Raw genomic sequence first — 18,207 nt, 5'->3', positions numbered from 1 at the left:
ATTCGGACGTCATAATCCACTGCCACGTCCGTCGTGGCAAAGAATAAAAAGGATTAAGGAAATAAGATGAAAAAACGCGTACTCGTTATTGCCGCTCTGGTGAGCGGTGCTCTGGCTGTTTCAGGCTGCACAACCAACCCTTACACCGGCGAACGCGAAGCGGGTAAATCCGGCATTGGCGCGGGTATTGGTTCCCTGGTGGGCGCTGGCGTTGGCGCACTCTCCTCCTCCAAGAAAGATCGCGGTAAAGGTGCGCTGATTGGCGCAGCGGCAGGCGCAGCCCTGGGCGGCGGCGTGGGTTATTACATGGATGTGCAGGAAGCAAAACTCCGTGACAAAATGAAAGGTACAGGCGTGAGCGTGACGCGCAGCGGTGACAACATCATCCTGAACATGCCAAACAACGTGACCTTTGACAGCAGCAGCGCGACGCTGAAACCCGCAGGCGCGAACACCCTGACCGGCGTGGCCGCGGTGCTGAAAGAGTACAACAAAACTGCCGTGAACGTGATTGGCTACACCGACAGTACCGGCAGCCAGGATCTGAACATGCGTCTGTCGAAGCAGCGTGCCGATTCCGTGGCCAGCTCGCTGATCACCCAGGGCGTAGAAGCGAACCGCATCCGCACCAGCGGCATGGGTCCGGCTAACCCGATCGCCAGCAACAGCACGGCGGAAGGCAAAGCGCAGAACCGCCGCGTTGAGATTACGTTGAGCCCTGTGCAGTAGGTAAAAGCAAAACGGCAACCCTGTTGCCGTTTTAGTGTTTGCGCCCTCTCCCGTGGGAGAGGGTTGGGGTGAGGGCATCAGACCGCCACCCGGCAAATTGCTTGATTCGTCAGATTTTCCCGCTAAGGTATTCTCACTAATTTCAGGGAAATCAGCGATGAGCAAACCAACCCGGGCCACCATCAGCGACGTGGCGAAAGCCGCCAAAACCGGTAAAACCAGCATTTCGCGCTACCTCAACGGCGAGAAACACCTGCTTTCCGATGCGCTGCTGGCGCGAATTGAACAGGCCATTGCCGATCTCGACTACCGTCCCAGCCTGATGGCGCGCGGCCTCAAGCGGGGTCGTACCCGTCTGATTGGCCTCATCATCGCCGATATCACCAACCCTTACTCCGTTAACGTCCTCAGCGGCATTGAGGCGGCGTGCCGTGAGAAAGGCTTTACCCCGCTGGTCTGTAACACCAATAACGAAGTTGATCAGGAGTTGCACTACCTCGATCTGCTGCGCAGCTATCAGGTGGAAGGGATCGTGGTCAATGCCGTCGGGATGCGCGAAGAGGGACTGAATCGCCTGCAACAATCGTCGCTGCCGATGGTGCTTATTGACCGCAAAATCCCGGAATTTGCCTGCGATGTGGTCGGGCTGGATAACACCCAGGCGGCCACCACTGCCACCGAACATCTGATTGAACAGGGTTTCGAAGCCATTTTGTTCCTGAGCGAACCGCTGGGTATGGTTAACACCCGCCGCGACCGCCTGGCTGCATTTCGTGCCACGCTGGCGCGTTATCCCGGTGTGATCGCCGAAAATGCCGAAATCCCCCTCCATGAAGCCGGTCAGCTGGATAATACCCTGCGCCAGTTCCATACCCGCCATCGGGGTATGCGCAAAGCGGTGATCTCCGCGAACGGGGCGCTGACGCTTCAGGTTGCCCGCTCGCTTAAACGCATTGGCCTGCACTGGGGCAGCGACATCGGCTTACTCGGCTTTGATGAACTGGAGTGGGCTGAACTTGCTGGCGTAGGCATTACCACCCTCAAACAACCCACCTGGCAGATCGGCTATGCCGCGGTTGAACAAGTGGTTCGCCGCATTGAAGGCACCCGCGACGCCGTACGCGAGCAGGTTTTTTCTGGCGAGCTGATCGTTCGCGGCTCTACTGCCCGTTAATTTCCCCTTCGTGACAGCGATCATAAATTCAGCATCCCGATCTTTTCTTTGGAACCGGTTCCATCTAGCGTAATACTATCGATTACGCCCTGGAGTCAGGAAATGAGCAGGAAAATTATGGTGGTCACCGCCGCGTATGGCGCGGATCAGGTGCGACAAGCAGGCGGTCAACGGGCGATGCTTCCCGTTATTGCCGGCGCAGGGGCTGATGGCGTTGAAATCCGCCGCGAGCTCTTCAGCAGCGACGAGTTAATGGCCCTGCCTGCGCTCGGCGAGTCCATTGAACTGCTGGGTTTACTGGCGTGCTACTCCGCCCCGGCCCCCCTGTTTATGCCCGATGGAACCCTCAACCCGGATCTTCCGCGCTACCTTAGCGAAGCCAGCACCCTGAACGCCCTGTGGCTTAAAGTCTCGCTGGGCCATTTCAGCGACAAACAACCGCTTGAAGCCCTGCGCGTACTGCTGGATGAAAGCGGCATGACGCTGGTGGTGGAAAACGACCAGACCGACTGCGGTCAGCTCGCTCCGATGCAGCGCTTCAAAGCCGCCTGCCGGGTAATGGCGCTGCCGGTCACGCTGACGTTCGATATGGGCAACTGGCTGTGGGTTGGCGACTCCCCGGAAGAGGCTGCACGTCATTTGGCTCCCGCCGTGAGCTACATTCATGTGAAGGCCGCGATCCCGCATAAGGCGCAATTCCGCGCCGTCGCGCCGGATCAGACCGATTCTCGCTGGCGGGATCTGCTTAATCAACTCCCTGCCGATGCGCCACGCGGTATCGAATTTCCGCTGGAAGGGACGGATCTCACCGCCGTCACCCGCCATTACGTAAACCTGCTGCGCGAGGAGTAAACCATGCACAAGACGCTGGATGTCATCACCATCGGCGAGGCCATGGCGATGTTTGTCGCCACCGAAACAGGCGAGCTGAACGCAGTGGAGCACTTTATCAAACGCGTTGCAGGTGCTGAGCTGAATGTTGCTACCGGCCTTGCGCGGCTGGGGCTGAATGTTGGCTGGGTAAGCCGCGTGGGAAATGACAGCTTTGGCCATTTCGTACTCGACTCGCTGAAAAAAGAGGGCATTGATGCCGCAGGCGTGACTCTCGACGGACGCTTCCCGACGGGCTTTCAGCTGAAATCTAAAGTTGAAAATGGAACCGATCCCATCGTGGAGTATTTCCGTAAAGGCTCAGCGGCAAGCCATCTCTCCGTGGATGATTATCACGCCGCGTATTTCTCCTCTGCGCGCCACCTGCACCTGAGCGGCGTGGCGGCGGCGCTCTCGGCCAGTTCGTACGATTTACTCGATCATGCCGCTTCGGCAATGAAAGCGCAGGGCAAAACGATCTCCTTTGATCCAAACCTGCGTCCGGTGCTGTGGACAAGCGAAGCGGAGATGGTTGAGAAACTCAACCGACTGGCGTTTCAGGCGGACTGGGTACTGCCGGGGGTAAAAGAGGGAATGATCCTCACTGGCGAGAGCACGCCGGAAGGCATTGCTGATTTTTACCTCAACAAAGGAGTAAAAGCCGTGGTGCTGAAAACCGGTGCTGACGGTGCATGGTTCAAAACTGCCGACGGCGAGCAAGGCGCCGTCGCTGCGGTAAAAGTCGATAACGTGGTCGATACCGTGGGTGCGGGCGATGGGTTTGCCGTCGGGATCATCAGCGCCCTGCTGGAGGGCAAACCGCTGTCGCAGGCCGTGGCGCGAGGCAACAAAATTGGTTCGCTGGCGATTCGGGTGCAGGGCGACAGCGAAGGATTACCAACACGAGCAGAGCTCGGAGTCTGAATTCCCTCTCCCTGTGGGAGAGGGCCAGGGTAAGGGCAGCAATCCGCACCAGATAATTAAGCCACCGTGTACCCTACAGACAACGGCGGCAACAACCTCAACAACAGAGGCAAGCCTATGAACAGTTCGACCAATGCAGTAAAACGCTGGTGGTACATCATGCCAATCGTGTTTATCACGTACAGCCTGGCGTACCTGGATCGTGCCAACTTCAGTTTTGCATCCGCCGCCGGGATCAACGAAGACCTCGGGATCACCAAAGGGGTCTCCTCCCTGCTGGGCGCCCTCTTCTTCCTGGGTTATTTCTTCTTCCAGATCCCCGGCGCGATTTACGCTGAACGCCGCAGCGTGCGAAAGCTCATTTTCATCTGCCTGATCTTATGGGGTGCATGTGCATCGCTTACTGGCGTGGTGAATAACATTCCTGCTCTGGCGGCTATTCGCTTTATTCTCGGCGTGGTTGAGGCGGCCGTCATGCCAGCAATGCTGATTTACATCAGCAACTGGTTCACAAAATCTGAGCGTTCACGTGCCAATACGTTCCTGATACTCGGTAACCCGGTCACCGTGCTGTGGATGTCGGTGGTTTCCGGCTATCTGATCCAGTCCTTCGGCTGGCGCGAGATGTTCATCATCGAAGGGGTTCCCGCGATTATCTGGGCCTTCTGCTGGTGGGTGCTGGTGAAAGATAAGCCAGCCCAGGCAAAATGGCTTTCTGAAGACGAAAAAGCCGCACTCCAGGCGCAGCTGGATAAAGAGCAGCAGGGGCTGAAAGCGGTGCGTAACTACGGCGAAGCCTTCCGCTCCCGGAACGTTATTCTACTGTGCGCACAGTATTTTACCTGGAGTATTGGCGTGTACGGCTTTGTTCTGTGGCTGCCGTCGATTATCCGCAGCGGCGGTGAAAACCTTGGCATGGTGGAAGTGGGCTGGCTGTCATCAGTGCCTTACCTGGCTGCAACCATCGCGATGATTATCGTCTCCTGGGCATCGGACAAGCTGCAAAACCGTAAGCTGTTCGTCTGGCCACTCCTGCTGATCGCTGCTTTTGCCTTCATTGGTTCCTGGGCCGTAGGCGCGAACCACTTCTGGGCCTCGTATACGCTGCTGGTGATTGCGGGTGCGGCCATGTATGCCCCGTATGGTCCGTTCTTTGCCATCATCCCGGAAATGCTGCCGCGTAACGTCGCAGGGGGCGCGATGGCGCTGATCAACAGTATGGGTGCGCTGGGTTCGTTCTTTGGCTCGTGGTTTGTGGGCTATCTGAACGGCGCCACCGGCAGCCCTTCAGCTTCTTACATCTTTATGGGGGTGGCGCTTTTTGCCTCGGTATGGCTTACTCTGATCGTTAAGCCTGCTAATAATCAACAGCTACCCGTCGGCGCACGCCACGCCTGAATCCTTTTAAATCAACGGAGATTAGCATGAAGCCGTCCGTCATTTTGTACAAAGCACTGCCTGAAGATCTGCAAAAACGCCTGGAGGAACACTTTACCGTTACCCGGGTAAAGAACCTCAGCCCGCAAACCGTGGCACAGCACGCCGACGCGTTTGCCTGCGCCGAGGGCCTGCTGGGTTCAAGCGAAAAGGTGGATGCAGCGCTGCTGGAGAAAATGCCGAAGCTTCGTGCAACCTCAACCGTTTCTGTGGGCTACGACAATTTCGACGTGGATGCGCTTAACGCGCGCAACATCCTGCTGATGCACACGCCACATGCTCTGACGGAAACCGTCGCCGACACGCTGATGGCGCTGGTGCTCAGCACTGCTCGTCGCGTGGTGGAGGTGGCTGAGCGCGTGAAAGCGGGCGAATGGACGAAAAGCATTGGCCCGGACTGGTTCGGCGTGGACGTACATGGCAAAACGCTGGGGATTGTTGGGATGGGCCGTATCGGTCTGGCGCTGGCACAGCGCGCCCATTTCGGCTTCAACATGCCCATTCTGTATAATGCCCGCCGTCATCACGCTGAAGCTGAAGAACGTTTCAACGCCCGTTACTGCGAGCTTGATACGTTGTTGCAGGAAGCCGACTTTGTCAGCCTGATCCTGCCGCTGACGGATGAAACGCGTCATCTCATCGGCAGGGCGGCGTTTGAAAAGATGAAGAAATCGGCCATTTTCATCAACGCAGGTCGCGGCCCGGTGGTCGATGAGAAGGCGCTGATTGAGGCACTGCAAAACGGTGAGATCCACGCCGCCGGTCTGGACGTGTTTGAACAGGAGCCACTGCCGGTGGATTCTCCGCTACTGAACATGCCAAACGTCGTCGCCCTGCCCCACATCGGCTCAGCCACTCACGAAACACGCTACAACATGGCGGCGACCGCCGTGGATAATCTGATTGCCGCGCTCGGCGGTAAAGTGGATAAGAACTGCGTTAACCCGCAGATACAACAGTAGAAACGAAAAAACCCGCCAGAAGGCGGGTTTTTGAATTTTGTGCTACTGGGTTGGAAGCTTACAGGCTTACAACGTTACCAGCTGCTGGGCCTTTAGCGCCGCTTTCGATGGTGAAGGAAACTTTCTGACCTTCATCCAGAGATTTGTAGCCATCGTTCTGGATAGCAGAGAAGTGTACGAACACGTCTTTAGAGCCATCGTCAGGAGTGATGAAGCCGAAACCTTTATCAGCGTTGAACCATTTTACCAGACCAGTCATTTTAGCAGACATAGAAATTACCTTATTAACAAATATATTGTGCCTTCCGGCTTGATGGATTGCGTTACAGATTTTTAAGCGATGAAGGAAGGGTCACTACGAAGGGTATCTATGGATAACAATCTGGACTGCTTTACTAAACTGCTTTAGGTCTGTGTAACAAACCGACGAAGATAGTTATACCGATATGGTAGAAGAATGACAAGCGTTATTTTCATCATGCATAAAAAAACCCCGCCGAAGCGGGGGTTTTTCTTATTCCGTTGCAGCGACCGCTGCGCTCCAGGCCTGGCTAAAGGCCTGATGCTGGGACGCCAGCGGCCCAATCAGCGTATTGTACTGACTCGCCTGCTGGGAGGTCGGGAACTGGATACCGTTAGAGACGAAGCTCACCTGCGTACCCTGCTCATTAATAAAGTCACCCACCTGAACCAGCTGCTGAGTAAAGACTTGCGCCGCCGGGATCAGTGGTTGCAAGGCGTTTGACGGCTTGGTCACGACTTTCTCATACACCTGGTCATAAACCGGCTTGAGATCCTCGTCCTGCTTCAACGCGGAGCGCGACGCATCAGCCTGCATTTTGGCATTTTGCAACTGCTGGCTCAGCACCCCAAGGGCGCCGTTGGACTGGCGCAGCGGTTCGCGCTGGGTCATATAATCCTGTGGAACGCGAATGGCATTGACGCTATCCACGACCGGGCGAATGCCCGAATCCATCGCCTGGCTTACCTGCTGTGAATAGCCATACAGAATGGCGTAATCCGACACGAATGGACCAAACTGTTTTTTCTGATCCGCAGTCAGCGTTGGTAAACGCTCGCCGCTACGCATCACTGTATTCTGTAAAAAATCGATAAACGCTTTGCGCTGATCGCCTTCTTTATCGAAACACCCACTCAGGCTAACAACCATCAACAACGCCGCAATAGGCGCAAACCAGCGAGAGCAGGACTTTCCTGTCGCCATTTTATTACTCCTTTCACCCAAAAAGCGCACACCGGCACACGCGTGCCCAACGCTGACAAGGATAGTCCAGGTCAGCCTTGCAAGATAGAGTTTTCATGCAAAACGGGTATTGCCGTTTTTGTACTGACTATTTACAAAAAAATACCTGTGCATCCCTACATATGATTAATCAGGTAATTAGCATAACTATCCATATAGCTGAAACGGGTAAAGCGATCGTTATCGCACAATTAATCACAACCGTGACGATCCTGTGTTTGGTTTAGGGACTATTCTTAACATGCTCTCTGATGTTCATGATCCCGATGTGTGATTTATGAGGAGTTCTCAATGGAATTAAAAGATCCTGAGTTTGAGCTGCTGAGCAGCCTGGAACAGATTATTTTTAAAGATGTACCGCCGACGGTTACCCTGAATCAAAAGTCCAATCCTTTTAGTGAATTTGAGCGTTTACGCAAAGGGTCGGGCCTGAAAACAGATGAATTCGCAAGAGCGATGGGTGTCAGCGTAGCGATGGTGCTGGAGTGGGAGTCAAAGCGTGAAAAACCTACCCCAGCCGAGCTAAAGCTGATGCGCCTGATCCAGGCAAACCCTGACCTTCGCAAGCAGTTAGCCTGATAAAGTTTGTTTGCCCCCGCCCTTGCGGGGGCTTGTGTTTAGAAGCTTTCACATCGCCAACCCGACTCTTCCCACACCAGCTCATGCGTCAGCTTTAATCCTGCTAAAAACGCTTCATCGTGCGACACCACCAGCAGCGCGCCGGGATAATCGGCCAGGGCCGCTTCAATGGCCTGAACAGAAGCCAGATCGAGGTGGTTGGTCGGCTCATCCAGAAGCAACAGCTGCGTTGCCGCTTCACGCCACAATACGTAGGCCAGCGCGGCCTTCAGGCGCTCGCCGCCGCTTAGATCGGCCAGTGGAAGTGTCACTTTCTCCGCGCCCAGCTGAAGCTGCGCTAAACGGGTACGCAGCGCCCCCTCTTCGAGCGGCGTATTGCCCAGGCTAAGGTGTGTCATCACCGACTGCGACAGATCCAGCCGGGAAAGATGCTGATCGAGATAAGCACATCTGACGGAGACCTTACAGGTTCCCGTAACAGGGGCGGTTTCGCCCAACATCACTTTCAACAGCGTGGATTTCCCACAGCCGTTCGGCCCGCGTAGCGCCACGCGCATCGGGCCATCCATTCGCCAGTTTATCGGGGAGACAGGCACGTGCGGAAGCACCAGTTCTTCCAGCACCAGCACCTGTTTTCCTTCCGGGATTTCACTGCCCGGCAGGGTAAACATCACCGCGTTATCTTCTTCAACCCGCTCGCGTGCCTGGTTAACCGCAGCGTTCAGGGCATGATTTTGATCGCTATGCTGTTTTTTCCAGGAACCAATCCGCTCTTTCGCCGCCCCTTTGTATTTGACCCGTTCAAACGAGGCGATGTTAAGGCTGTCGACCGTGCGAAGCGTTTTGGCCGAACGACGCTGGCTGTCGTCATGCTCTTTATGCATACGGGCGCGGGTACGCTTGCGTTCGGTGGCAGCATGCTCCAGCGCGGCGCGGGCAGCCAGCTGTTCAGCATCACGCTGGGTTCGATAGTCAGCATAATTCCCACCGTAGCTGCGCAAGCCCAACGCGCTCAGTTCAAGGATTCGCGGTACCTGGGCCAGCAACTCACGGTCGTGAGAGGCCACCAGCACCCCGCCCTGATACCGGGAAAGCTGCTCGTAGAACCACACGCGGCCTTGCCTGTCGAGGTGGTTGGTCGGTTCGTCCAGCAGCAGGTAATCAGCATCCGCGGTGAATGCGCCGCACAGCAAGGCACGAATGCGCTCGCCGCCGCTTAGCTCTGCCGCGCGTTTGTTCGGCTCAAAAGAGGGAAGTTTTGCAGCGATAAAAGCCTGGCTTAGCCGTTCAGCCAGATCCCAGTAACCATCGAGCGTGTCGAGATCGTCGGGTTCATAATGACCGCCGTCGATGCGCGTGCGCGCCGCAAAGATCGCGTCGTAACCAAGCAGTCCGGCAAGAGTCGTATCCGCAGAAATATCCTGCTGCTGCGCCACATAGACGTGTGTACCAAAGCGCTCAATGTGACCGCTGGCGGGTTCATCAACCCCTGCCAGCAGACGCAGAAGGCGTGTTTTACCGCTGCCGTTGCGGCCAACCAGCGCACACACTGACGCATCCAGAGAAAGATTCAGTGGACCAAAAAGGATATCGCCCGTCGCAAACTGACAGGTGACCTGATGCAAAATAAAAGAGGGGGATTGCGCAAAATGAGCCATAAGCACTCCTGAATGAAATCAAAACATCCCCTGCCGACGCGATGCGTTGAGCAAGGATCGAAATTCATCAGTCGTGTTTGTTCATTTTTGGGGGGCGCTCCTGAGGGCGAAATTTAACGGGAACAAGAATAACGGCAATGCGCCGCCCATTTCAAGGTTAAATTTTCACCAGCGCTATTGCCCGAGCGTAAAAAACCCGCCGAAGCGGGTCTCACAATCAGATAAACGCAAACGCATCGCCAAACAGACGATCTTCCCGCGCGTCACGCTCGTTGCAGAACAGGTCGCGGGCAATTTTCGCCATTTCAAAGCGACCGGCAATGTAGATATCGTGCCCGGCCAGCGTTCCGTGATCCTGCAATACCGCAGTCAGCACCGTGCCGCTGCGCCCGCGCCAGCCCTCTTCCGGCTGCTCGACAACCGGCTCGATGCGCAGGTTTGGATGATTGACGCTCAGCGCTTCCAGCTCAGACAGATCGTAAAGGTGCTTCTCTTCACGGCCGCCCCAGTAGATGGTGATATCGCGATTTGGATTACGCGCCAGCGCCGTCAACAGAATAGAGCGGACATAGGAGAAGCCTGTACCACCGGCAATCAGGATCAGCGGACGGTCTTCGTCTTCACGCAGCCAGGCCTCGCCATGAGGAATATCGACCACGATTTCACGCTCTTTCAGGATGCGATCCATCACGGCCATCGCGTACAGGTTAAGCTCAGACGCACCAATATGCAGCTCAATAAATTCCTTCTCTGCTGGCGTTGAGGCCATAGAGAAAGGACGCTTATCACGCTCGTCCATCACGACCATCAGGTACTGACCGGCACGGAATGAGAATGCCGCTTCAGGAACCAAACGGACGCGATATACGGTGTCGGTAATAGCATCTACCGACGTCACTTTACAGCTTAAGGTTGTCATTCGCTCTCTCTGTCGGGAAGTCTATAGGGCTAAACGGTCTTATTCTGCCTTACCGTTATTCATTATGGCCAGCTCGTCCCAGATCGCGTCAATTCGCGCGGTCACGGCAGGATCTTTTTCGATCGGGCGACCCCATTCACGGTCGGTTTCGCCAGGCCATTTGTTCGTGGCATCCAGTCCCATTTTTGAACCAAGGCCGGAAACCGGCGAGGCAAAGTCCAGATAATCAATCGGCGTGTTTTCCACTAACACCGTATCACGCGCCGGATCCATACGCGTGGTGATGGCCCAGATGACGTCATTCCAGTCGCGGGCATTGACGTCATCATCGCAGACAATCACAAACTTGGTATACATAAACTGGCGCAGGAAAGACCATACGCCCATCATCACGCGCTTAGCGTGACCGGCATACTGCTTCTTCATCGTCACCACCGCCAGGCGATACGAACACCCTTCCGGCGGCAGATAAAAATCAACAATTTCCGGGAACTGCTTTTGCAGGATCGGCACGAACACTTCGTTCAGCGCCACGCCAAGTACCGCCGGTTCATCCGGTGGACGGCCGGTGTAGGTAGAGTGATAGATGGCATCTTCACGCTGGGTAATGTGCGTGACGGTGAATACCGGGAAGTTATCCACTTCGTTGTAATAGCCGGTGTGGTCGCCGTACGGTCCTTCGGGTGCCAGCTCGCCCTGTTCAATGTAACCTTCCAGCACGATCTCTGCGCTGGCTGGCACTTCCAGGTCATTGGAGATGCACTTCACCACTTCGGTTTTGGTACCGCGCAGCAGCCCTGCAAAGGCATATTCCGACAGCGTATCAGGAACAGGCGTCACCGCGCCCAGAATGGTTGCCGGATCGGCACCCAGCGCGACGGAAACCGGGAAGCGTTCGCCCGGATGGGCCGCGCACCACTCCTGGAAATCCAGCGCGCCACCGCGGTGGGACAACCAGCGCATGATGAGCTTGTTCTTGCCAATCAACTGCTGGCGATAAATGCCGAGGTTTTGACGCTCTTTATGCGGCCCACGCGTCACGGTGAGGCCCCAGGTAATCAGCGGTGCGGCATCTTCAGGCCAGCACTGCATGATGGGAATTTTGGTCAGATCAACTGCATCGCCTTCCAGCACTTTTTGCTGGCATGGCGCGCCGCGCAGTCGTTTGGTGGGCATATTCAACACCTGCTTAAACTGCGGCAGCTTGTCGAACAGGTCGCGGAACCCTTTTGGCGGCTCCGGCTCTTTCAGAAAGGCCAGCAGTTTGCCCACTTCACGTAACGCCGTGACATCTTCCTGCCCCATGCCCATCGCCACGCGGCGAGGTGTGCCAAACAGGTTGCACAGTACCGGCATAGCGTAGCCTTTTGGGTTTTCAAACAGCAACGCCGGGCCGCCCGCGCGCAGGGTGCGGTCAGCGATTTCTGTCATTTCCAGATACGGATCAACAGGAAGCGTAATGCGTTTGAGTTCGCCCTGCTTTTCCAGCAGCGCCAGGAAGTCGCGTAGATCGTGGTATTTCATGCAGTTAATCATGGCCTCTCTGTAAGCGCTTCATTATACGGCGTAAGACCGCGTGATGCTGTAATTTTGTTAAATTAGCGTGAACTTCCACGACTTACTCTCTTTTTCGCCATTATAATCACCTTAGCGATCCCGCCAGGGTTTTGGTATGCTTGCGCCCCGAACAATGGGAAGAGTGATTATGCAGGCCTGGTATTTACTGTATTGCAAACGCGGGCAACTTCAGCGCGCACAGGAACATCTTGAACGTCAGTCTGTTAACTGCCTGACGCCCGTGATCACGCTTGAAAAAATGCAGCGTGGAAAACGCACGACCGTCAGTGAGCCTCTGTTCCCGAACTACCTGTTCGTTGAGTTCGACCCCGAAGTGATCCACACCACGACGATCAGCGCCACGCGCGGCGTCAGCCATTTTGTGCGTTTTGGCGCCCATCCGGCAAGAGTACCGTCATCGGTTATTCATCAGCTCTCTGTCTACCAGCAGCCTGAAGATATTACCGATCCGGAAACCCCTTATGCCGGGGACAGCGTGGTGATCACCGAAGGCGCTTTTGAAGGGTTACAGGCCATCTTCGCTGAACCAGACGGTGAAGCGCGTTCTATGCTGCTGCTCAACCTGCTGAACAAAGAGGTGTTGCAGAGCGTTAAAAACACCGATTTCCGCAAAGTTTAAAACTGCACGCCGAACAGACGACGCACGTTGTCATCGGTTTGGGCTGCCAGCCACTGCGCATCTTCCCCGCGCCAGTACGCCACTCGCTCAGCAATGTGTCCCAGATAAGCCGGTTCGTTACGTCGTGATGCCGGTTTGGGCTGCATATCCCGGGGCAACAGATACGGCGCATCCGTTTCCAGCAACAAACGATCGGCCGGGATTACGGATAACAGCTCGCGCAGCTCCAGCCCACGACGCTCATCGCACACCCAGCCCGTGATACCCAAGTAAAGCCCGCGGTTCAGGCAATCCAGCGCTTCCTGACGGGAGCCCGTAAAGCAGTGCAACACCGCGCCTGGCAGTTTCTCCAGCCAGGGGTCCAGTAGCGCCAGAAAACGTTCATGCGCATCGCGACTGTGCATAAACACCGGCATCCCCAGCTCTGCAGCCAGCGCGAGCTGGGCGGTAAATGCCTTCTCCTGCTCTTCAGGCGTCGAGAAGTTACGGTTGAAATCAAGCCCGCATTCGCCAATGGCAACCACTTCTGGCGTAGCCGCCAGACGATGAAGCGCCTCAGCGCTTTCCTGCGTCCACTGGCTGCTGTCATGAGGATGCACGCCTGCAGTGGACCAGCAGTGTTGATAGCGTTGCGCCAGCTGCCGTGCCTGCTCACTCTCATGCAGATTTGTTCCCGTCAGTAACAGCCCGTTCACGCCGGCGGCAAAGGCGCGCGCCACCACCTCATCGCGGTCTTTCGCAAACTGGGCGCTGGTCAGGTTAAGCCCGATATCAAACATACGTATCCCCATATGACAACCGCCCTGACGGGCGGTTGGTTTTATTCTTTAGTAGTCTCTTCAGACGGCTCGTCTTCTTCGTCCCGGGTACGCCCCTTTCCGACGTAGAAACGAGCGAAGAATACGCCGACTTCAAACAGGCAGTACATGGGTATCGCCAGTAAGGTTTGTGAGAAGACGTCCGGTGGCGTTAACAGCATACCTACGACAAATGCCCCCACCAGGATGTACGGGCGCTTCTTACGCAGATCGTCCGGCGTGGTCACCCCCACCCAGCAGAGCAGGACAATCGCGACGGGCACCTCGAAGGCGACACCAAAGGCCATAAACAGCGCCATAACGAAGCTGAGGTAGCTGGCGATGTCCGTCGACACCTGTACCCCTTCCGGCGCGGTATGCGTCAGGAAGCCGAAGGCCAGCGGGAAGACAACGAAGTAGGCGAACGCCATACCGATATAAAACAGCAGCGAACTGGACACCAGCAGCGGAATAACCAGCTTGCGTTCATGCCTGTACAGCGCGGGTGCCACAAATGCCCAGACCTGATACAAAATGACCGGCGCAGAGGCAATCAACGACACCCAGAAGGTCAGCTTGATCGGGGTAAAGAACGGCGAAGCAACGTCCGTTGCAATCATCGTTGCGCCCAGCGGCATCTGCTTAATCAGCGGTGCGGAAACCACCTGATAGATATCGTTGGCAAAATAGACCAGACATAAAAAAATGAGGAAAACCGCAATAATGCAGTTTAACAGACGCTTACGCAGCTCAATGAGGTGCGTAATCAGCGGTTGAGTATCATCTACTGCCATGTTTACGCTTTATCACTCGACGAGGGGGATGATTCGGAAACGGGCGCGGCGGGTTTTACCTCAGCCGTTTTGACCACGGGCTCTTCCGGCGGCACCTGCTTTTTCACTTCGGGCTCCTGCGGCGATTGCTCTGGCGAAGCAGCCTGATGTTCCGCGCTGGAAGGCGTCACACCCTCGCGCTGCTCTTCGCTGCCCTTCACCACCGGATTATGGATGGTGTTTGCTTCATCACTCGCCTTCTCAGGATCGTTAACGCTGTATGAGCGCTTCATGGATTCAGCCGCTTCGCGCAACTCATCCATGGATGCTTTCAGCTCCGGCGTCAGGTTGTCCATGCTCGCCTTTTCAACCTTTTTCAGGCTGTCCTGAAATTCCTGAAGCTTCAGTTCCTGCGCCAGCTCGTTCTGCACGGTCGTTGCCAGCGAACGGAGCGCACGCACCCAGCCCACGACAGTTTTTACCGCAACGGGTAAACGCTGCGGCCCCAGCACAATCAAACCAATCACAAAGACCAGCAGTAACTCACCAAAACCAATGTCGAACACGAATTACACCTGCTCTTTATCGTGACGTTTGGCCTCTTCCTTTTTGGCTTCGTCCTGCTTATCGGCGATAGATTTAGCGGTAAAATCAGCGTCCTGACCGCTTTTTTCCTGCTTATTCTCATCATCGCTCATGGCTTTCTTGAAGCCTTTGATTGACGCGCCCAGGTCGGAACCAATTGATCCGAGTTTTTTCGTGCCGAACAGCAGCACAACGATGACGGCAATGATCACTAACTGCCAGATACTGATACCACCCATGCGTGTTCCCCAGTGATAGATGATTAATTAGTCAGATCGCATTATACGTATGCAATCCCTCGATAGCGACGCTAATTCAGCGTGTTTTTTGCCAGCCAGCAAGCCAGACAACCACACCGGCAGCCATAATCCAGGCTGGCATCATTTCCCAGTCCGGACGATTGATCAACAGCAACGTGCCGCTTATCAGCAGCGTCGCGCCAATTCCGAAGAGATAGCGGGACTGCCCCTGACGCACGCGACTGGATTGAAGCTCGTGCGCGATTTTATCCATGCTGTGCTGAAGGTTCTTGCTCTGACGCAAACTGTCGTAAACCAGTTCAGGAATTTCTGGCATTTTTTCAATCCAGAACGGGCCTTTCTCTTTAAGCGAGCGAACCAGGGCTGGAATACCGACCTGATCCTTAATCCAGGATTCGAGGAACGGTTTCGCGGTTTTCCACAAGTCTAACTGAGGATAGAGCTGGCGGCCTACGCCCTCAACGTAAAGTAATGTTTTCTGAAGTAAAACTAATTGTGGCTGCACTTCCATATTAAAACGGCGTGCCGTATTGAACAGGTTGAGCAGAACATGCCCGAAAGAGATCTCTGAGAGCGGCTTTTCAAAAATTGGCTCACAGACGGTACGGATCGCAAATTCAAACTCTTCCACGTTGGTATCTGGCGGAACCCAGCCTGAATCCACGTGCAGTTCGGCCACCTTACGGTAGTCGCGATTGAAGAAAGCGATAAAGTTCTCGGCGAGATAACGCTTATCCTCTTTATTCAGCGAGCCGACAATACCGCAGTCGATGCCTATGTACTTCGGGTCTTCCGGGTGCTCATAGCTGACGAAAATGTTGCCCGGATGCATGTCAGCATGGAAGAAGCTGTCGCGGAAAACCTGAGTAAAGAAGACCTGCACGCCGCGCTCGGCTAGCAGCTTCATGTTGGTGCCCTGTTTTTCCAGCGCTACCACGTCCGAGACCGGGATGCCGTAGATACGTTCCATCACCATCATGTTCTGACTGCAGTAGTCAGAATAAACTTCAGGAACATACAGCATCGGGCTGTCTTCAAAGTTTCGACGCAGCTGAATGGCGTTCGCCGATTCACGCAGCAGGTTAAGTTCATCGATGAGCGTTTTTTCGTATTCCCGTACCACTTCCAGCGGACGCAGACGGCGGCCATCCGGCAACAGACGCGGCACCCAGCGAGCCAGGCGATAGATCAGCTTCATGTCCGCTCTGATAACCGGCAGGATATCCGGGCGAATCACCTTAATGACCACCTCTTTGCCATTCTCCTTCAGGCGCGCGGTGTGAACCTGCGCAATAGAGGCAGAGGCCAGAGGCTGAATGTCGAAATCATCAAACCAGGTCTCGATGGGGATATTGCCCATCGCTTCTTCGATTTGTTTCTTCGCTCTCTCTCCGTCAAACGGAGCGACGCGGTCCTGCAATAGCGCGAGCTGATCGGCAATCTGCGGCGGGAAAAGGTCGCGACGCGTTGAGAGCATCTGCCCAAACTTGATCCAGACCGGTCCCAGCTCCTGCAACGCAAGACGCAGGCGTGCGCCCAGCTCCTGATCCTTATGGCGATTCGGCATCCAGAACAGCGTGCGACGCCAAAGCCGAAGCGGCAGGGTGATACGCATTCTGGGGATAAGCTCGTCGAGCCCGTAGCTCAAAAAGGTGCGAACGATAAAATAGAGGCGCCGAATTTCACCAGGCGTCATTTGCCCTCCAGTTTTTCAAGCCGTTTGGTTAACGCATCAACTGCGCGCTCAACTGCCGCGGTCTCTTCTGCAAACCAGGCGACTTCTAAAGGCCCAGGCGCCATACGCCACTCTTCGGTCAACACCTCGGCAGCATAGCGCTGTTGACGGAGCAGGCCTTTACGCAGGAAAGTGGAACCCGTGCGCAGCGTTTTGCTTATCCCTTCAGCCGCGATGTCGCCGATATAGGGCGCCAGCAGTTCCGCGGGGTCAAATTCAGCCTGATCGCTGAGTGCAACGAAGTTCTGTACCACCTGAATATCGCCCTCGACCTCCAGCTCACCGCTGCGAATAAGCGCCGTCATCTGCTGACGGTCACGCAGTTTTGGCAATACGCTCATGTGCGTAATCACCGAGCAGTCAGCCTCGCCTTCCCACTCCCCCAGAACGTCAAGCTGGCGTTCGCTGAAGACCAGCACAAGCGGCGTCGAGAACTCTTTTAAAACGATACGCAGCACCTTTCCGTTAAGCCGCTGACGTGCGGTTTTCAGCGCCGGGGCGCGATACAGAAAGGCATTCAGTACATTCTCGATGCCTGCGGTGACTAAGGGTTTAATGGGCACGGGAAACCTCCACTCAGAACTTGTAACCACGATGCAGCGCGACGACACCCGCCGTCATATTGAAGTATTCCACGTTTTCAAACTCCGCATCCTGCATCATCGCTTTCAGCGTGTCCTGATCCGGGTGCATTCGGATGGATTCGGCCAGATAACGGTAACTTTCTGCATCGTTTGCCACCAGCTCGCCGATGCGCGGCAGAACGTGGAAGGAATAGGCATCGTAAGCTTTGCTCAGCGGGTCGATAATCGGTTTAGAAAACTCGAGTACCAGCAGTCGGCCGCCCGGCTTCAGCACGCGGTACATAGAGCGCAGCGCTTTATCTTTATCGGTCACGTTACGCAGGCCGAAGGAGATGGTGATGCAGTCGAACGTATTGTCCGGGAACGGCAGCGCTTCGGCGTTGGCCTGAACATATTCAACGTTGCCTACCACGCCGATGTTACGCAGCTTTTCGCGTCCCATTTTCAGCATGGAGTCGTTGATATCTGCCAGCACCACGCGACCGGTTTCGCCAACCAGACGGGAGAATTTAGCGGTCAGATCCCCTGTGCCGCCGGCTAAATCCAGTACCTTTTGTCCACGGCGCACGCCGCTGCAATCAATAGTGAAGCGCTTCCACAAGCGATGAATGCCAAACGACATCAAATCATTCATCACATCGTACTTCGCCGCCACGGAATGAAATACGTGGGCCACCATGTCAGCTTTCTGCGCTTTGGCGACAGTCTGAAAGCCAAAGTGCGTTGTGTCTTGTGAATCGTCAACCATCTCAGAGCCTGC

20 protein-coding genes are annotated in these 18,207 nt (G+C 55.4%); 8 read left to right on the top strand and 12 right to left on the bottom strand.

Features of this window, described 5'->3' with window-relative positions:
• Window positions 1-66: 66 nt before the first annotated feature.
• The 6 genes from CKK19_RS07970 (at window position 67) to ghrB (ending at window position 6,096) form a co-directional block, all read left to right on the top strand.
• A complete protein-coding gene (locus tag CKK19_RS07970) occupies window positions 67-729 on the top strand; it encodes an OmpA family lipoprotein (protein WP_063152728.1) in 663 nt (220 codons plus the stop codon).
• A gap of 157 nt (window positions 730-886) precedes the next feature.
• The gene (locus CKK19_RS07965) at window positions 887-1,903 is read left to right on the top strand and encodes a LacI family DNA-binding transcriptional regulator (protein ID WP_032626516.1); all 1,017 of its coding nucleotides are present in this window, start codon (window positions 887-889) and stop codon (window positions 1,901-1,903) included.
• 102 nt (window positions 1,904-2,005) lie between these two features.
• Window positions 2,006-2,755: a sugar phosphate isomerase/epimerase family protein gene (locus CKK19_RS07960; RefSeq protein ID WP_063853756.1), complete on the top strand. Its 750-nt coding sequence runs from the start codon at window positions 2,006-2,008 to the stop codon at window positions 2,753-2,755.
• A gap of 3 nt (window positions 2,756-2,758) precedes the next feature.
• Window positions 2,759-3,697, top strand: a complete 939-nt coding sequence (locus CKK19_RS07955) for a sugar kinase (RefSeq protein ID WP_063853757.1) — start codon at window positions 2,759-2,761, stop codon at window positions 3,695-3,697.
• Between the two features lie 117 nt (window positions 3,698-3,814).
• Complete coding sequence (locus tag CKK19_RS07950) at window positions 3,815-5,095, top strand: MFS transporter (protein WP_001089079.1); 1,281 nt, start codon at window positions 3,815-3,817, stop codon at window positions 5,093-5,095.
• 26 nt (window positions 5,096-5,121) lie between these two features.
• A complete protein-coding gene (gene ghrB / locus CKK19_RS07945) occupies window positions 5,122-6,096 on the top strand; it encodes a glyoxylate/hydroxypyruvate reductase GhrB (RefSeq protein WP_063853758.1) in 975 nt (324 codons plus the stop codon).
• A gap of 58 nt (window positions 6,097-6,154) precedes the next feature.
• Here the strand turns inward: ghrB and cspA are convergent, their stop codons facing one another.
• Complete coding sequence (gene cspA / locus CKK19_RS07940; protein WP_003860775.1) at window positions 6,155-6,367, bottom strand: RNA chaperone/antiterminator CspA; 213 nt, start codon at window positions 6,365-6,367, stop codon at window positions 6,155-6,157.
• A gap of 243 nt (window positions 6,368-6,610) precedes the next feature.
• On the bottom strand, window positions 6,611-7,321 hold the full coding sequence (locus CKK19_RS07935; protein ID WP_023299059.1) for a DUF3053 domain-containing protein: 711 nt from the start codon (window positions 7,319-7,321) through the stop codon (window positions 6,611-6,613).
• Window positions 7,322-7,651: 330 nt separating this feature from the next.
• Between CKK19_RS07935 and CKK19_RS07930 the strand changes: the two genes are divergently transcribed.
• Complete coding sequence (locus CKK19_RS07930; protein WP_003860776.1) at window positions 7,652-7,939, top strand: HTH-type transcriptional regulator; 288 nt, start codon at window positions 7,652-7,654, stop codon at window positions 7,937-7,939.
• A gap of 38 nt (window positions 7,940-7,977) precedes the next feature.
• Here the strand turns inward: CKK19_RS07930 and CKK19_RS07925 are convergent, their stop codons facing one another.
• The 3 genes from CKK19_RS07925 to ubiD all read right to left on the bottom strand — a co-directional run bounded on the left by CKK19_RS07925 (window position 7,978) and on the right by ubiD (window position 12,049).
• Window positions 7,978-9,597 carry an ABC-F family ATP-binding cassette domain-containing protein gene (locus tag CKK19_RS07925; protein WP_063853759.1) on the bottom strand — a complete coding sequence of 540 codons (1,620 nt, stop codon included), beginning with the start codon at window positions 9,595-9,597 and terminating at the stop codon, window positions 7,978-7,980.
• A 217-nt stretch (window positions 9,598-9,814) separates the two neighbouring features.
• Window positions 9,815-10,516 carry an NAD(P)H-flavin reductase gene (gene fre / locus CKK19_RS07920; protein ID WP_003860778.1) on the bottom strand — a complete coding sequence of 234 codons (702 nt, stop codon included), beginning with the start codon at window positions 10,514-10,516 and terminating at the stop codon, window positions 9,815-9,817.
• 39 nt (window positions 10,517-10,555) lie between these two features.
• The gene (ubiD, locus tag CKK19_RS07915; RefSeq protein WP_088581798.1) at window positions 10,556-12,049 is read right to left on the bottom strand and encodes a 4-hydroxy-3-polyprenylbenzoate decarboxylase; all 1,494 of its coding nucleotides are present in this window, start codon (window positions 12,047-12,049) and stop codon (window positions 10,556-10,558) included.
• Between the two features lie 172 nt (window positions 12,050-12,221).
• Between ubiD and rfaH the strand changes: the two genes are divergently transcribed.
• On the top strand, window positions 12,222-12,713 hold the full coding sequence (gene rfaH / locus CKK19_RS07910; protein ID WP_032626529.1) for a transcription/translation regulatory transformer protein RfaH: 492 nt from the start codon (window positions 12,222-12,224) through the stop codon (window positions 12,711-12,713).
• On the opposite strand, the gene tatD is transcribed toward rfaH, so the two are convergent.
• The 7 genes from tatD to ubiE all read right to left on the bottom strand — a co-directional run bounded on the left by tatD (window position 12,710) and on the right by ubiE (window position 18,195).
• The gene (gene tatD / locus CKK19_RS07905) at window positions 12,710-13,492 is read right to left on the bottom strand and encodes a 3'-5' ssDNA/RNA exonuclease TatD (RefSeq protein ID WP_063853760.1); all 783 of its coding nucleotides are present in this window, start codon (window positions 13,490-13,492) and stop codon (window positions 12,710-12,712) included. The two genes, rfaH and tatD, sit on opposite strands and share 4 nt — an antisense overlap.
• Before the next feature lie 41 nt (window positions 13,493-13,533).
• Window positions 13,534-14,304 carry a Sec-independent protein translocase subunit TatC gene (gene tatC, locus CKK19_RS07900; protein ID WP_022646678.1) on the bottom strand — a complete coding sequence of 257 codons (771 nt, stop codon included), beginning with the start codon at window positions 14,302-14,304 and terminating at the stop codon, window positions 13,534-13,536.
• 2 nt (window positions 14,305-14,306) lie between these two features.
• Complete coding sequence (gene tatB / locus CKK19_RS07895; protein WP_022646677.1) at window positions 14,307-14,849, bottom strand: Sec-independent protein translocase protein TatB; 543 nt, start codon at window positions 14,847-14,849, stop codon at window positions 14,307-14,309.
• 3 nt (window positions 14,850-14,852) lie between these two features.
• On the bottom strand, window positions 14,853-15,107 hold the full coding sequence (gene tatA, locus CKK19_RS07890) for a Sec-independent protein translocase subunit TatA (RefSeq protein WP_022646676.1): 255 nt from the start codon (window positions 15,105-15,107) through the stop codon (window positions 14,853-14,855).
• Window positions 15,108-15,183: 76 nt separating this feature from the next.
• Window positions 15,184-16,824 (bottom strand): ubiquinone biosynthesis regulatory protein kinase UbiB, encoded by a 1,641-nt coding sequence (ubiB, locus tag CKK19_RS07885; protein WP_022646675.1) that lies wholly within the window; start codon window positions 16,822-16,824, stop codon window positions 15,184-15,186.
• Window positions 16,821-17,426 (bottom strand): ubiquinone biosynthesis protein UbiJ, encoded by a 606-nt coding sequence (gene ubiJ / locus CKK19_RS07880; RefSeq protein WP_022646674.1) that lies wholly within the window; start codon window positions 17,424-17,426, stop codon window positions 16,821-16,823. Before ubiJ ends, ubiB begins: the two co-directional genes overlap by 4 nt.
• A 13-nt stretch (window positions 17,427-17,439) precedes the next feature.
• Window positions 17,440-18,195, bottom strand: coding sequence for a bifunctional demethylmenaquinone methyltransferase/2-methoxy-6-polyprenyl-1,4-benzoquinol methylase UbiE (ubiE, locus tag CKK19_RS07875; RefSeq protein ID WP_022646673.1), 756 nt, complete (start codon window positions 18,193-18,195; stop codon window positions 17,440-17,442).
• Window positions 18,196-18,207 lie beyond the last annotated feature (12 nt).

This window comes from Enterobacter sp. CCUG 70166 (assembly GCF_020224095.1).
GTDB classification, from domain to species: domain Bacteria; phylum Pseudomonadota; class Gammaproteobacteria; order Enterobacterales; family Enterobacteriaceae; genus Enterobacter; species Enterobacter intestinihominis.
The sequence above is the reverse complement of the archived record's forward strand: the minus strand, read 5'-3'. Positions and strand labels throughout refer to the sequence as shown.